Raw genomic sequence first — 14,298 nt, forward strand, 5'->3', positions numbered from 1 at the left:
GACGGCAGGTTCGCGGCTCACACCCGCGCCGGAGACCTTCCTGGGTGCTCTGGGGCCAGACCCCTATCCGCCTGTGGGTTCGAGGTCTGATGATGGGCTCGTGAAGGCCGATCCGGAGGTGGCCGGTAGGACCGATCGTCGACTGCGATCGGTGGCTCTCGGTGTGCTCGGTACGACGTTGCTGGGCGCAGTGATCACCGTCGTCGCCGCAACGGAGTCCGGGCTGAGCTGGGCGCGCCTGGTCGAGCTGTTCGTCGTCAGCAACGCCCTCATCGGGCTATGCCTGGCGTTGGCCGGCTGGCCGATCGCGGACCGGCAGCCACGGAACCTGGTCGGCTGGTCGCTCCTCGTCGGCGGCTGGTGCTACGGCGCGACCGCGCTCGGGACCAGCGTGCTCGCCTGGCTGGGGGAGCCACGAGCCTTCTGGCGCGGACTCGCGACGGTCACGAACGGCAGTTGGACGTGGACCTTGGCGACGCTCCTGCCGTTGTCGCTCGTCCTGTTCCCTGACGGCCGCCTGCCGGGCCGGCGCTGGCGGTGGGTTGTCGCGGTGCTCTGCTTCACCGGTGTCACCTGGACGGCCGCCGCGGTTCTGGATCCCCCCGGCGGACTGACGGCCGAGCTGGGCATTCCGGAGTACCCGGCCTGGTCCGGGTTCCGGCAGATCGTCTGGCTCCAGAACGCCAGCGCGATCGGCCTCGCGGCCGGCTACCTGTCGGCCTTGGCCGCGGTCGTGGTCCGCTATCGTCGCGGCTCCGAACAAGTCCGTCGGCAGGTCCTCTGGTTGTTGCTGGCAACGATCCTGATGGTCGGCTGCTTCGCCGTCGAGACCGCGGCCGGCTCGGAGTCTCTGCTGCTCGGGGTGCTGCCGATCCTGCTCGTCCCGGTGGCGGTCGCAGTCGCCATCCTGCGGTACCAGCTGCTCGACATCCGGCTGGTGGTCTCGCGATCGGTGCTGTACCTCCTCCTCACCGGCGCGGTGGTGGCCGGCTACCTGGCGCTTGTCCTCCTCCTGGACCGCACCGTGCGGCACCAGGTTTCGCTCAACTCGTCGGTCCTCGCCACCGTGGTGATCGCGCTCGCCTTCAACCCCGTCCGGGTCTGGTTGCAGCGGCTGATCCAGCGAGCGTTCTACGGTGCGCGCCAGGATCCGGTGCGAGCGATGGTCGAGGTCGGCGCCCGGCTCGGCACAGCCGCCGGCACCGGGCTGGACGGCGTACTCGACGCCTTGTGCCGGGTGATGCGGTTCCCGGCGGCAGCTGTCCTGGTGGACGGTAAGCAGGTGTCGGCGTACGGCGAGCTGCCTGCGGCACGGCATGCGATCGCGCTCAGCTCCGGTTCCGAGCGGCTGGGGGAGCTGGTCGTCGGTTTGCGTTCGGGCGAACAGCAGCTCGATCCGGCCGACGAGCAGGTACTCACGCTGCTGGCGGCCCCGCTCGCGGTGGCGGTGCAGGCCAGACGGCTGGCCGACCAGTTGGGGGAGTCTCGGGAACGAGCCATCACTGGCCGCGAGGAAGAGCGCCGGCGGATCCGCCGCGACCTGCACGACGGGCTGGGCCCGGTGCTGACCGCGGTCGTGCTGAACGCCGAGGCTGCGTTACGCCTGCTCGACACCGATCGGGAGCGGAGCTCGGTGCTGCTGGCACGCCTGCGCGACCTGACGATCGGGGCGGTCGACGAGATCCGCCGGCTCGTGGACCAGCTGCGGCCGGCCGCGCTGGACGGGCTCGGTCTGGTGGGAGCGCTTCGCGCGTACGTCGTGTCCGCGGGTCCGCGCACGGACGGTGCTGCGCTCGCTATTACGGTGGACGCGCCGCCGGAGCTCGGCGAACTGCCCGCGGCCGTGGAAGTCGCGACGTACCGGATCGTCACGGAGGCTTTGACGAACGTGATCCGGCACTCGAGCGCGACCACCGCCCAGGTCCGGCTTGCGGTCGAGCACGGCCGGCTCCTGCTGGAGGTGCGCGACAACGGACTCAACGACGGGCCGGAATGGCAACCGGGTGTCGGGCTCGCCTCCATCACCGAACGGGCAGCCGAGCTGGGTGGCGAGTGCGACCTCCGCTACGACCGGACCGGGTGCACGGTCAGCGTCGTACTGCCGTTGGGCCCGGCCCTGCTCGAGGTGCGGCCATGACGTTGCGGATCGTAGTGGCCGACGACCACGGCATCGTGCGCGAAGGCCTCGGCGCGCTGCTGTCGGCGCATGACGGCTACGAGTTGATCGGTACGGCGGCCAACGGCGAGGAGGCGGTTCGTGCGGCCGTGATGCTGCATCCCGACGTGCTGGTGATGGACATCCAGATGCCCGGACTGTCCGGGATCGACGCGACCGGCGAGATCGGCCGGGTTGCGCCGGACGTGGCCGTGCTGATGCTGACCATGTTCGACGACGACGAGTCGGTATTCGCCGCGATGCGCGCCGGCGCCCAGGGGTATGTGCTGAAGGGTGCGGCGCCGGACAACGTGATCCGGGCCATCGCCGCGGTCGCCGCGGGCGAGGCGATCTTCGGACCGGGAATCGCTCGCCGGGCGCTCGCGTACCTGTCCGGGCCGCGCGCCGACCAGCCGGCCTTCCCGGAGCTGACGCCCCGCGAGCGCGAGGTGCTGGACCTGATCGCCGGCGGGCTGGGCAACGCCGCCATCGCCGGCCGGCTCGGACTGGCGGTGGCGACCGTCGGCAATCACATCACCAGCATCTTCGCCAAGCTCCAGGTGGCCGGCCGCGCCGAAGCCATCATCCGGGCCCGCTCCGCCGGCCTCGGCGACCACTGAGCCCCGGTGGTGGCCAGGGGCAACGACTCGGGCGTGGATCGGCTCGCAGCGCAGGGGTGGCCCTGGCTGGGGTTAGCGTTTCGGGGTGGATCCGATTGATGAGTTCGTGCGGCTTTTCGTCCAGTGGATGGACCGGAGTGGTGCCGAGGGCAACCCGGATCTGGCGCTGATCCGCGACCTGCTCGAGGCTCGTCGTCCGGTCCAGGACGTGTTCGGCCTCCGCGATGACATGGGACAGGGCGTCCCGGGCGTGATGGTGTGGCCGAACACATCGCTGTACCGGACGGTGATCGAGGTCGCGCCGTTCTCGTTCCCGGTCGACGCGCCGGTGCGCGAGGCGTTGGTCCGCACGGTGCCGCTGCTGGCGGCGTTTATCCGGATGAGCCTGACCACGGAGCGCGAGGACACCCTCCGCAAGGAGGCCGAGGACGTGGTGGACGTTCTCACCACCAGCAACGCCGGCAACGTGATGGAGCGGCCGGCGACGTGGGCGCTGCGGCTGCGCAAGTACTGGTTGCGGACCGAGGCGAAGTTCGACCCGCCGCCCGGCGCGGACGGTGAGGGGTGGTCGGCGCGGTTCGGCCGGCTGCCGTGGGAACGGCGCAACGAGCTGGTCGGACCCATCCTGCGGCCGGCGCTGGAGCTCCCGGCGAAGCCGTACGGCGACGCCGTCGTTCCGAGGCCCACGATCTCGTTGCCATCGACGCTGGCCACGGCGGCCCGGACGGCGTCGTTGATGGCCGAGGTGATCGAGGTGGCCGAGTTCCTCGCCGACCGGACGGGTGCGTGGTCCGGCGGCCGGCTGGGCGAGGACGTCGTACAACAGGTTCTCGACGGTACGTCGCTCTCGGATCCTCAGGCGGTGCAGGACGCCTGGCGGTTGGCGGTGCTGGCGGGGTTCCTCTGGCCGGTGCCGATCCGGGTGTTCCGCGGCGAGAAACTGGACCAGTGGTCGGAGCCCGAGCACGTCGTGGAGATCTGGACCGATGTGGTCAGCACCGCACTGTTCGACGTGAGCGATCCGGCCCGGGGCGAGCTCGTCAAGCTGGTGTTCGACCTGTACCACCCCGGGCCGGCGGCGGCACTCGAGCGGTTGGCCGCCGTCCGCGCATCTGCCGAAGGCGCCGCCGGGCTCGACCGGCTCGTGCGGCTGGGTCTGGTCGCCCCGACCGCCGGCGGTGGAGTCGAGTTGACGCCGCTCGGCATCCAGGGACTGCTGTTCCGATGGATCAACGTGAAGTCTGATGGCGGCTGGCAACTGGTTGCCGGTGACTGGCGGCCGGACCTGACCGCGGCCGACCTGGTGACCTGGCTTCGCGCGATTTCCCGTGGGCAGATCGCCGACAAGGCTGGGGCGGACTGGCCCAGGGCGGCCGATCCGCAGGTGTTCGCCGGGCAACTGGTCGACGCCATGCTCGCGACCGACGACGGCGTGATCCGGTCGCTGGGATCCATGTACTTGAGTCGGCTCGGGACGTCGGTTCTGCCGAAGATCGACCGACTCGCCGGTACGCCGCTGCACGCCTATCGCGCCATGTGGTCTGCCGGCGAGGCAGTCCGGGAGCCGAGCGTCGAGGAGTTGATGCTGTGGACGACCGACTACCTCGCGTTCAACGAGGTGTGGCAGGAGGTGCTCACGCGGCTCGAGGCCGGGACCCAGGTCGATCTGGGGAACTTCGACCTGCCCCTCCCGGCCGGCGACCCGCTGCTGGCCAAGGCCACGGCGGGCGGGGCACTGACGGCCGCTGAGGTCGCAGAGATGCGGACTCGCTTTGCTGAGGACCGGGCGTACTTCCTGAAGTTCAAGAACGACTTGGCCGCACACGTGACGACCGAGTCTCCGACGGACCGCTAGGGCCGCGGCGCCACGCTGTGCCGGGGTTGTGCCGGGTTGTGGCCCAGGGCAACGACCGGTACGCCGGCTCAGCCGGTGCCGGGGTGGGACGGCGATTGACAGGGTTCAAACAGGTCACATAGCGTCCTGGAACGTGTCCAGTGCGCGCAAGCTTCGGATCGGGATCGTCGGTGGCGGCTTCATGGGTCGCGTGCACGGCAGGTCGGCGCTGGTCTCCGGAGCAACCGTGGCGGGCGCGGTCGGCTCGTCGCCTGCAAAGGCAGCTGCCGCCGCCGAGGCGACCGGCGCCGAGCGTGGGTACGCGACCCTCGACGAGCTACTTGCCGCGGACATCGACGTCGTGCACGTCTGTACGCCGAACAACACGCACCTCGATGTCACGCTCAAGGCGCTCGAAGCCGGCAAACACGTCGTGTGCGAGAAGCCGCTGGCCACGTCCGTCCACGATGCGATCGGGCTGGCCACCGCCGCGCAGGAAGCCGAGCTGGTCGGCGCCTTGCCGTTCGTGTACCGCTACCACCCGATGGTCCGCGAGCTTCGCACCCGCATCGCCGCGGGCGACGCCGGCATCATCACCAGCCTGCACGGCTCGTACCTGCAGGACTGGCTGGCCGGGGTCGACGACCAGAACTGGCGGGTGGACGACGAGACCGGCGGACCGTCGCGGACGTTCGCGGACATCGGCTCGCACTGGTGCGACCTGATGGAGTTCGTCACCGGCGACCGGATCGCCGCGATCAGCGCGCAGCTGCGCACGATCCGCTCCGAGCGCGGCGGCGTCGCAGTACACACCGAGGACCTGGCCACCGCACAGTTCCGCACCGTGGCCGGAGTGGTCGGCACGGTCGTCGTCAGCCAGGTCGCGGCCGGCCGGAAGAACCGCCTGTACCTCGAGGTGTCCGGCACCGAGTCGAGCTTCGGCTTCGACCAGGAGGACCCGGACCGCCTCTGGGTCGGTCGCCGGGACGCGTCGCAGCTGCTGACCCGCGACCCCGACACGCTGAGCGCGCCCGCGGTCCGCGTGAACCGGCTGCCGGCCGGGCATGCGCAGGGGTACCAGGACGCGTTCGACTCGTTCGTCGCCGACAGCTACCGGGCCGTCCTAGGGGACCACCCGGACGGCCTGCCTGACTTCGCCGCCGGCGCGCGGTCCGCCCGCGTGGTCGACGCCGTACTGCGCTCGCACCCGGCGGACTCAGCCTGGATCACCGTAGACAACGACTGAGGAGTTCACCATGCCACGCCCGATCACGCTGTTCACCGGTCAGTGGGCCGACCTGCCGTTCGAGGAGGTCTGCGAGTTTGCCGCCGAGGCCGGGTACGACGGGGTGGAGATCGCCTGCTCGGGCGACCACTTCGACGTCCAGCAGGCCGTCGACGACGACACGTACGTCCAGGGCCGCAAGGACATCCTGGAGAAGTACGACCTGCAGGTGTTCGCGATCTCCAACCACCTGGTCGGCCAGGCGGTCTGCGACAACCCGATCGATTTCCGGCACCAGGCGATCGTGCCGTCCCGGATCTGGGGCGACGGCGACGGTGAGGGCGTCCGGCAGCGCGCGGCCGAGGACCTGAAGAACACCGCCCGCGCGGCCAAGAAGCTCGGGGTGAACACGGTCATCGGCTTCACCGGCTCGTCGATCTGGCAGTACGTCGCGATGTTCCCGCCGGTGCCCGCGGAGCGGATCGAGGCCGGGTACCGCGACTTCGCGGACCGGTGGAACCCGATCCTCGACGTGTTCGACGAGGAGGGCGTCCGGTTCGCGCACGAGGTCCACCCGTCGGAGATCGCGTACGACTACTGGACCACCACGCTGACCATGGAGGCGATCGGCCACCGCGAGGCATTCGGGCTGAACTGGGACCCGTCGCACATGGTCTGGCAGGACATCGACCCGGTCGCGTTCCTGTGGGACTTCAAGGACCGGATCTACCACGTGGACTGCAAGGACACCCGGATGCGGGTGGGCGGCGGCCGCAACGGCCGGCTCGGCTCGCACCTGCCCTGGGGTGACCCGCGGCGCGGCTGGGACTTCTACTCGACCGGCCATGGCGACGTGCAGTGGGAGGACTGCTTCCGCGTACTGAACGCGATCGGCTACGACGGCCCGATCTCGGTCGAGTGGGAAGACGCCGGCATGGAGCGCAAGGTCGGCGCGGCGGAGGCGGTCAACGTCATCCGAGCCCTCGCCTTCGACAAGCCAGCCGCAGCCTTCGACGCCGCCTTCGCCACCGACAAGTAGGGCTTACCGATTGTCGCGACCGGCGGCGAAGCCGAGGACGACCTGGACGGCGGCCAGTACGGCGAACACGCCCAGGGTCGTGTCCCAGCCGCCGGTCTGCTGGGTGATGAAGCCGGCGAGGACCGGACCGCCCGCAGCCAGCAGGTAGCCGACCGCCTGTGCCATCCCGGACAGCTGCGTCGTCTCGTGGTGGCTGCGGCCGCGGACGCTGATCAGGGTCAGCGCTGCGACCAGTGCCGAGCCCTGCCCGAGACCGGCGACCACGGCCCACAGCAGGGCGAGGCCCGGCACGAACAGCAGGCCGAGGAGCGCGATCAGGATCGGGATGCTCGCGGTCATCGTGCCGGGCCGCTGGTTGGTCGGGTGCCGCATCAGGAACGGGATGCACAGGCCGCCGATCAGGCCGAAGCACTGGAACAGGAAGATATGCACCCCGGCGGTCCGCTCGGACACGCCGTTCGAGATCTCGATCGTGGGCAGCCGGTTCACCAGCAGGTAGAAGCTCGTCGACTGCAGCCCCATGTAGAACGTGACCAGCCATGCCATCCGCTGCCGCCAGACGCTTACCGGCGGCGCCTCGTCGTACGTCGGCCGCGGCGGCATCGGGTCCGGTGAAATCGTGCGCGGCAGCCAGATCACGGCAACGAGCAGCGCGAGGCCACCCCAGACCGCGAGCGACAGCCGCCAGTCGACCGCGTCGGCGATCGGTACGGCGAGCAGCGAGGCGACCGCCGCGCCGCCGGTGATGAAAGCCGAGTAGACGCCGGTCGCGCGCGAGACGTGGTTCGGGTAGTCGCGCTTGATGAGGACGGGAACGAGCACGTTGCCGACCGCGATCGCGGCGCCGATCACCACCGTGCCGATCCAGAGACCGGGCAGACCGGAGTACGGGCGGAGCGCGGTACTGGCGGCGAGCACAAGGAGCGAGCCGAAGACCGCACGCTCGGGGCCGAACCGTCTGGCGACCAGATGCACGAGCGGTGAGGCGACCCCGAAGGCCAGCAGCGGGAGAGTGCCCAGCAGACCGAGGACGCCTTCGCCGAGGTGCTCGTCGGCACCGATGCGCGGAACCACCGGACCGACCGCGGTCAACGCCGGCCGCAGGGTCAACGCGACCACGAAGGCAGTCGCCGTGATGACCGCGAACCGCCGGCGAACCGCAACCTCGGCTGGTGTCACCGACAGGCCTCCACTCAGCTCTCGGCGCGCACGGGGGTGCGCGTCGAGAGGACCGGGGCGAAGAGCGCGAGGCCTACGGCGAGCGCGGTGACGACCAAGAACGACATGGTCAGGTTGCTCGCCTGGGCGATGCCGCCGATGATCGACGGCGCAACCAGGCCGGACGCATAGGTGATCGTGGCCACGCCGGCGATGGCCTGGCTCGGGTTCGGCCCGGTGTGGCCGGCCGCGGCGAACGCCAGCGGGACGACGACCGCGATCCCGATCCCGATCAGACCGAAGCCCAGCATCGCGACCGGCGCGTTCGGCGAGAGCACCACGAGCAGGCCACCGGCTGTCGCGACCACTCCACTCCACCGGACGGTCCGCACGGCGCCGAATCGGTTGACCACCGCGTCGCCGGTGATCCGCGCGATCGCCATCGTCAACGCGAACCCGGTCGTCGCGCCGGCCGCGACCCCGGCCGAGCTGTCCAGGATGTCGCGCAGGTAGACCGCCGACCAGTCCAGGCTCGCGCCCTCGGCGAAGACCGCGCAGAACCCGACCGCGCCGATCAGCAACGCGGACCTCGGCGGCAACGCGAACCGCGCCGGCGGCTCCTCGTCCTCCGCCGGATGCAGGTTCAGCACGAACTGACAGACCACCAGTCCGACCACCGTGAGTACGGCGGCCGCGATCGCGTGATGGAGCTGGGCGTTGACATTCTTGTGTGCCGCGAGCGTCCCGACCGCCGATCCGATCAACGCGCCGACGCTCCACAGGCCGTGCAGACCGGACATGATCGACTTCTTCAGCCGGTGCTCGACCTCGACGCCGAGCGCGTTCATCGCGACGTCGGCCATCCCCGCCGTACCGCCGTAGATGAGCAGGGCCGCGCAGAGTGTGAGCAGGCCGGGCGCGAGGGAGGGCAGGACCAGCGCGAGGGTCCAGAGCGCCAGCAGGCCGCGGAGCGCGTTCCTGGTGCCGAAGCGGTGGCTGACCCGGGCGGCGAGCGGCATCATCAGCGCGGCGCCGAGGGCCGGGAACGCGAGCGCCAGACCGAGTTGGCCGGCGGACACTCCGGCGTGCTCCTGGATCCACGGCACCCGAGTCGCGAACGACCCGGTCACCGATCCGTGCACGCAGAAGACGGCTGCGACGGCGTACCGCGACCGCTTGACGAGCGTGGTGTCTTCAGTCACAAGCAAACACGCTATCTGTTTGATCGATCATCGAGATGGTAGTTTTTTGCGTGTGAGAAGCGCGGAACGGCATCAAATGATCGTAGAACGACTACGGGCCGTCGACCGAGTGTCCGTCCAGGAACTGGTCGAGGCGACCTCGGCGTCGGACATGACGGTGCGGCGCGACCTCGATTTCCTCGCCGCGCAGGGGGTGCTGAAGCGCGTGCACGGCGGTGCGGTCTCGGCGATGCCGTCCGGCGTGGAGCCGCCGTACTCGCTCCGGGCGCAGGCCGCGGTCGCCGCCAAGCAGGCGATCGCCCGAGCGGCCGTGGAGCATCTGCGCGACGGCGAGACGATCGTGCTCGACAGCGGTACGACGGCGCTCGAGACGGCCAAGCTGCTGCATGACCGGGCGCTTACGGTGATGCCGCTGTCCCTCCAGGTCGCGTACGAGCTGGCCGACGCGCCAAGGATCCGGTTGCTGATGCCCGGTGGGGAAGCGCGGAAGGGCGAGCTGTCCCTGGTCGGGCCGCTGACCGTTGCGTCGCTGCGGGCGCTGCGCTTCGACGTCACCGTACTGAGTCCGTGTGCCTTCAGTCTGGACGCGGGCCTGACTGCCTTCGATCTCGGTGACGCGGAGGTCAAGCAGACTGCGCTGGACGTCGCCAGCCGCTCGATCGTGCTGGCCGACAGCGCCAAATGGGACAAGGCCGCGCTCGCCTTCGTCTGCCCGGCCGACCGCCCCGACCTGATCATCACCGACGACTCCGCCCCCGAAGACCAGCGCACGCTCCTGACCCAGCGCGGCGTCCTAGTAGAGGTTGCCCCTTGAGCGCCACTGACCAGCGGCCCGTGACCGCACCCCCTCGTGCTGCGCGGGTCGCGACCTGGTCCTACTTCGGGCTGAACGGGTTTGCCGTCGGCATGTGGGTCGTGCACATCCCGAGCATCGAGCAGCGGACCGGTATCACCCACAGCACGCTCGGGCTCCTGCTGCTCGTCCTCGGTGGCGCGGCGTTCACCGGCATGCAGGTGGCCGGTCCGCTCGTCGACCGGCTCGGGCAGCGCCGGCTCGTCCCGGCGGCCGGCGTACTGCTCGGCATCGCACTCGCCGGTCCCGGGCTGGCCACGAACTGGTGGACGCTAGGGCTGACCCTGATTCTCGTTGGTTTCGGCAACGGTTCGATCGACGTCGGGATGAACGCGCAGGCGGTCGTGGTCGAGCGCGGCTACCCGCGGCCGATCATGGCCGCGTTCCACGCGATGTGGTCGATCGGTGGAGCGATCGCGGCCGTCGTCGGTGCCGCCACGCTGCGCGCGAAGGTCCCGACCGAGGTCACGCTGGGACTGTCGGGTCTGCTCTGCATCGGGATCGCCCTGGCCGCGAGCCGGTTCTTGCTGGAGGCAACTGTTCCGCCGGAGGATGTGGTCGAGGGTGAGCGGGTGAAGCCTCCGGCCAAGCTGGTCTGGGCGCTCGGCGGTCTCGCCTTCGGGCTGATGCTGTCCGAAGGGGTCGCCAACGACTGGGCCGCGCTGCACTTCCGCGACATCCTCGGGACCTCTGTCAGTACTGCTGCCTACGCCTACGGCTCGTTCGCCGTCGCGATGACCGTCGGGCGGTTCCTCACCGACCGGGTCGCGGCCGTGGTCGGGCCGGCGGCGATCGTTCGCTGGGGTGCGGCGATGGCGGCGGTCGGGTTGACCGTGGTGATCGTCGTACCGTCGGTGCCGGTTGGTTTGGTCGGCTGGGCGGTGTTCGGGCTTGGCCTGGCGGGCGGCGTACCGCAGCTGTTCACCGCCGCGGGCAACCTCGACCCGCGGTCCTCGGGCGCGCTGATGGCGCGCGTGGTCGGCATGGGGTACGTCGGTCTGCTGGCCGGGCCGGCGTTGATCGGCGGGCTCGCGCACTGGATGCCGCTGAACCTCGCGTTCATCCTGCCGGTGGTGCTGTGCGTCCTGACGTTCTTCGGCGGACCGGTGCTCAAGTCGCGCCGTTGAGCTGTGCTTGAGTCCTGTCGCTGGGCGGTGGTCAGGTTGCGGTGTTGAGGGCCTGCTCGAGGTCGGCCCAGAGGTCGTCGGGGTGCTCGATCCCGACGGCCAGCCGGATCAGGTCGTCCGGGATCGTCGGTACCTCCAGCGCCCAGCGACGGCGGCGCTCCAGCATCGACTCGACCCCACCGAGACTGGTCGCGTGCACCCAGAGCTTCGTGCTCTCGCACAGCTTCTGCGCCGCGGCCGCATCTCCACCGAGCTCGAACGACAAGATCGCCCCGAACCCGGACATCTGTTTCGCCGCCCGCTCGTGCCCAGGGTCGTCCTCGAGCCCTGGGTAGCGCACCCGGCTCACCCTCGGGTGCTGCTGCAGCTTCTCGGCGAGGAAGGCCGAGTTGCTCTGCGCCCGCTCGAGCCTGAGCGCCAGCGTCCGCAACCCACGCAGCGCGAGCCACGCCTCCATCGGCCCCGGGATCGCGCCAAGGCTCCGCCGGCGAAGGTCGATCGCTTCGTACAGCGCGTCGTCGGCCGTGATCGCCGCGCCGAGCACCACGTCCGAGTGCCCGGAGATGAACTTGGTTGCCGAGTGCATCACGATGTCCGCCCCGAGCTGCAGCGGCTGCTGGAGCAGGGGAGTGGCGAACGTGTTGTCCACAACCACCACTGCACCCGCTGCCCGACCCGCCGCCGCGATGACCGGGATGTCCGCGACCTCCATCGCCGGGTTGGTCGGCGACTCGATCCACAGCATGTCCCCTTCCTCGACCGCCTGGATCACGGTCTCGGAGTCCGCGACATCCACCCTGGTGACGGTCAGCCGGCCTTGCTCGGCCTGCTGATCGAGCAGCGCGAGGACACCGGAGTACGCGTGCTGGGGCGCGACTACACGCCCGCCGACCGGGACGAGATCGACGATCGCTGCTGCGGCCGCCATGCCGGACGCGAAGGTCAGCCCGCGGCCGCCTTCGAGCTCGCCCAGCGTCACCTCGAGCGCGGACCAGGCGTCGTTGCCGAAACGCCCGTACCCGCGGTCGCCGTCCGCGACGTACGTCGAGCTGAAGACCGGTGACTCGCCGACCGGCGCGTTCGGTACCCGCTCCGGACGGCCGGCGTGGACGACGACGGTGGACGGATCGAGAGTCATTCGGTGCCTTCCGGGAGCGGGATCGCGCCGTCGCGGAGCCGGCTCATAGCTGCGCGCGCCAGCTGTTTGAGGTCGACCGTCGCGGGGTTCTCGACCCAGATCCGGACCACGGTCTCGATGATGCTCATCGCGATCCCGGCCGAGAGTGCGGCGGTGAACTCGGCCTGCTGCGGCGCGGCGGTCGGCATCCGGCGGACCAGCTCGTTGGTCAGGTCGATGCGGAACCGCCAGATCAGCTCGTTGAGGTGCGCGCTGACCGACCCGGCCTGCGCGGCCAGCTCGAACACGGCCTGGATCCGGCCCGGGTTGGTCGCCAGCTGCTCGAGGACACGCTCGATCACGGCCTGCAGGCCGGCCGGCAGGTCCAGCTCGGACTGCTCGCCGTACCAGGTGATCGCGTCGACGAGACAGTCCTCGACGAACTCGAGGACCAGCGTCTCCTTGGTCGGGAAGTACCGGTACAGCGTGCTCGGACCGACCTCGGCGGCCGCCGCGATCTGCTCGACCGTGGTCCGGCCGAAGCCGTGGTCGCCGAACAGCTCGAACGCCTTGTCCGCGATCAGCCGGCGGGTCCGCTGCCGCTTCACCTCGCGCAGTCCCATCTCCACCTCCGCGGGCAGAGTACCGGGTGCCGACGCGCCGAGCGACTCTCCCAATCGGTTGATTCAGCCATATGGTAGTCACTGTCAGAATCGAGCCTGAGTGAGAGGGTTGCGATGACCGAGAGCTTCCCCGTCGGCCGCCCGCCCGGCTGCCCGTTCGACCCCGCCCGGGAGTACGCGGACTATCGCGCCGCCGACGGCCTGACGAAGGTCTCCACCCCGGCCGGCGTCGACGCGTACGTCGCGAGCCGGTACGACGAGGTTCGTACCCTGCTCCGGGACACCCGGCTGAGCTCGCGGTCGGCGCCGTCGGACCACGTCATCCCGGACGCCGACCTGGACCGGGACGTCGAGAGCGGGCAGATCCTGCACGTGGACGGCGCGGCCCACAAACGGCTGCGGCGGTTGCTGGCGACGGAGTTCGCGGCCAGGCGGATGGAGGCGCTGCGGCCGCGGATCGCTTCGATGATCGAGGCGCAGATCGATTCGATGCTGGCGGCCTCCGGGCCGGTCGATCTGGTGCGGGCTTTCGCGCTGCCGATTCCGTCGCTGGTGATCTGCGAACTGCTCGGCGTGCCGTACCAGGATCGCGACGAGTTCCAGCGGCGGAGCGCGGAGCTGGTCCGGGTGGACGGGGACCGCGCCGAGATCATGCGGGTCGCGGATGGCCTGAACCAGTACGTAGCGGGTCTGGTGCTGGCAAAGCAGGCTCAACGGTCTGACGACCTGCTGTCGCGGCTGATCACGCGCGGCGAGGAGCTGGGAGACCCGCTGACTGTGCCTGAGCTGGTGTCGATCGGCATCACGCTGCTGATCGCCGGCCACGAGACCACGGCCAACATGATTGCCCTGAGCACGCTCGCGTTGCTGCGGCATCCGGCTCAGCTGGAGGCGCTACGGGACGATCCGTCGTTGGCGCCGGCTGCGGTCGAGGAGCTGCTGCGGTACCTGTCGGTGGTTCAGTTCGGGCTGTTCCGGCACGTGACGGACGATGTACCGGTCGGGGCGGAGACGATGGCGGCGGGGAGCTTCCTGATCGCGGCTCTGGCCTCGGCGAATCGCGATGAGAGCGTGTTCCCGGACGGAGACCGGCTCGATCTCGGGCGTTCGCCGGCCGCGCATCTGGCGTTCGGTTTCGGCCCGCACCAGTGCCTCGGGCAGCAGTTGGCGCGGGTGGAGCTGCAGGAGGTGTTCACGCGGCTGTACCGGCGGATCCCGACGCTGCGGCTCGCCGTACCGTTCGAGGAGATCGAGTACAAGGACAACACGCTCGTTTACGGTGTGTCAGCACTGCCGGTCACCTGGGATGGTTCGTTACCCACTGCGATCTGAACAGCTCTTAACC

The 14,298-nt window shown here is 70.1% G+C and carries 12 protein-coding genes; 8 read left to right on the top strand and 4 right to left on the bottom strand.

Translation table 11 applies throughout. The features are described 5' to 3' along the window. Positions 1-100 precede the first annotated feature (100 nt). The 5 genes from AB0E69_RS28525 (at position 101) to AB0E69_RS28545 (ending at position 6,873) form a co-directional block, all read left to right on the top strand. A complete protein-coding gene (locus AB0E69_RS28525) occupies positions 101-2,137 on the top strand; it encodes a sensor histidine kinase (protein WP_360152615.1) in 2,037 nt (678 codons plus the stop codon). Continuing rightward, positions 2,134-2,775, top strand: coding sequence for a response regulator transcription factor (locus AB0E69_RS28530; RefSeq protein ID WP_360152618.1), 642 nt, complete (start codon positions 2,134-2,136; stop codon positions 2,773-2,775). Before AB0E69_RS28525 ends, AB0E69_RS28530 begins: the two co-directional genes overlap by 4 nt. 85 nt (positions 2,776-2,860) lie before the next feature. Next, positions 2,861-4,630: a hypothetical protein gene (locus AB0E69_RS28535; protein ID WP_360152621.1), complete on the top strand. Its 1,770-nt coding sequence runs from the start codon at positions 2,861-2,863 to the stop codon at positions 4,628-4,630. 133 nt (positions 4,631-4,763) lie between these two features. After that, entirely contained in the window at positions 4,764-5,855 is a 1,092-nt protein-coding gene (locus AB0E69_RS28540) for a Gfo/Idh/MocA family oxidoreductase (RefSeq protein ID WP_360152624.1), read from the top strand. A gap of 10 nt (positions 5,856-5,865) precedes the next feature. Continuing rightward, the gene (locus AB0E69_RS28545) at positions 5,866-6,873 is read left to right on the top strand and encodes a sugar phosphate isomerase/epimerase family protein (RefSeq protein ID WP_360152627.1); all 1,008 of its coding nucleotides are present in this window, start codon (positions 5,866-5,868) and stop codon (positions 6,871-6,873) included. Between the two features lie 3 nt (positions 6,874-6,876). Here AB0E69_RS28545 and AB0E69_RS28550 read toward each other — a convergent pair whose 3' ends face one another. Together AB0E69_RS28550 and AB0E69_RS28555 are read right to left on the bottom strand one after the other, a co-directional pair. Then, complete coding sequence (locus tag AB0E69_RS28550) at positions 6,877-8,052, bottom strand: MFS transporter (RefSeq protein ID WP_360152629.1); 1,176 nt, start codon at positions 8,050-8,052, stop codon at positions 6,877-6,879. Positions 8,053-8,066: 14 nt separating this feature from the next. Next, the gene (locus AB0E69_RS28555) at positions 8,067-9,233 is read right to left on the bottom strand and encodes an MFS transporter (protein WP_360152632.1); all 1,167 of its coding nucleotides are present in this window, start codon (positions 9,231-9,233) and stop codon (positions 8,067-8,069) included. A gap of 76 nt (positions 9,234-9,309) precedes the next feature. Between AB0E69_RS28555 and AB0E69_RS28560 the strand changes: the two genes are divergently transcribed. Further along, complete coding sequence (locus AB0E69_RS28560) at positions 9,310-10,047, top strand: DeoR/GlpR family DNA-binding transcription regulator (RefSeq protein ID WP_360152635.1); 738 nt, start codon at positions 9,310-9,312, stop codon at positions 10,045-10,047. After that, entirely contained in the window at positions 10,044-11,213 is a 1,170-nt protein-coding gene (locus AB0E69_RS28565; RefSeq protein WP_360152638.1) for an MFS transporter, read from the top strand. The genes AB0E69_RS28560 and AB0E69_RS28565 overlap by 4 nt, the downstream gene beginning before the upstream one ends. 31 nt (positions 11,214-11,244) lie before the next feature. Here AB0E69_RS28565 and AB0E69_RS28570 read toward each other — a convergent pair whose 3' ends face one another. Continuing rightward, a complete protein-coding gene (locus AB0E69_RS28570) occupies positions 11,245-12,351 on the bottom strand; it encodes an aminotransferase class I/II-fold pyridoxal phosphate-dependent enzyme (RefSeq protein WP_360152641.1) in 1,107 nt (368 codons plus the stop codon). Beyond that, complete coding sequence (locus AB0E69_RS28575; protein ID WP_360152644.1) at positions 12,348-12,953, bottom strand: TetR/AcrR family transcriptional regulator; 606 nt, start codon at positions 12,951-12,953, stop codon at positions 12,348-12,350. The genes AB0E69_RS28570 and AB0E69_RS28575 overlap by 4 nt, the downstream gene beginning before the upstream one ends. A 114-nt stretch (positions 12,954-13,067) precedes the next feature. On the opposite strand from AB0E69_RS28575, the gene AB0E69_RS28580 reads away from it, so the two are divergent. After that, complete coding sequence (locus tag AB0E69_RS28580; RefSeq protein ID WP_360152647.1) at positions 13,068-14,285, top strand: cytochrome P450; 1,218 nt, start codon at positions 13,068-13,070, stop codon at positions 14,283-14,285. Positions 14,286-14,298: the final 13 nt, after the last annotated feature.

It is taken from the genome of Kribbella sp. NPDC026611 (assembly GCF_040638345.1).
Taxonomy (GTDB): Bacteria; Actinomycetota; Actinomycetes; order Propionibacteriales; family Kribbellaceae; genus Kribbella.

Excerpts from the sequence above, each read along its gene's own strand:
- AB0E69_RS28560 (WP_360152635.1), top strand. The coding sequence starts at position 9,310 with ATGATCGTAGAACGACTACGGGCCGTCGACCGAGTGTCCGTCCAGGAA.
- AB0E69_RS28570 (WP_360152641.1), bottom strand. The coding sequence starts at position 12,351 with ATGACTCTCGATCCGTCCACCGTCGTCGTCCACGCCGGCCGTCCGGAG.
- AB0E69_RS28545 (WP_360152627.1), top strand. The coding sequence starts at position 5,866 with ATGCCACGCCCGATCACGCTGTTCACCGGTCAGTGGGCCGACCTGCCG.
- AB0E69_RS28580 (WP_360152647.1), top strand. The coding sequence starts at position 13,068 with ATGACCGAGAGCTTCCCCGTCGGCCGCCCGCCCGGCTGCCCGTTCGAC.
- AB0E69_RS28575 (WP_360152644.1), bottom strand. The coding sequence starts at position 12,953 with ATGGGACTGCGCGAGGTGAAGCGGCAGCGGACCCGCCGGCTGATCGCG.
- AB0E69_RS28530 (WP_360152618.1), top strand. The coding sequence starts at position 2,134 with ATGACGTTGCGGATCGTAGTGGCCGACGACCACGGCATCGTGCGCGAA.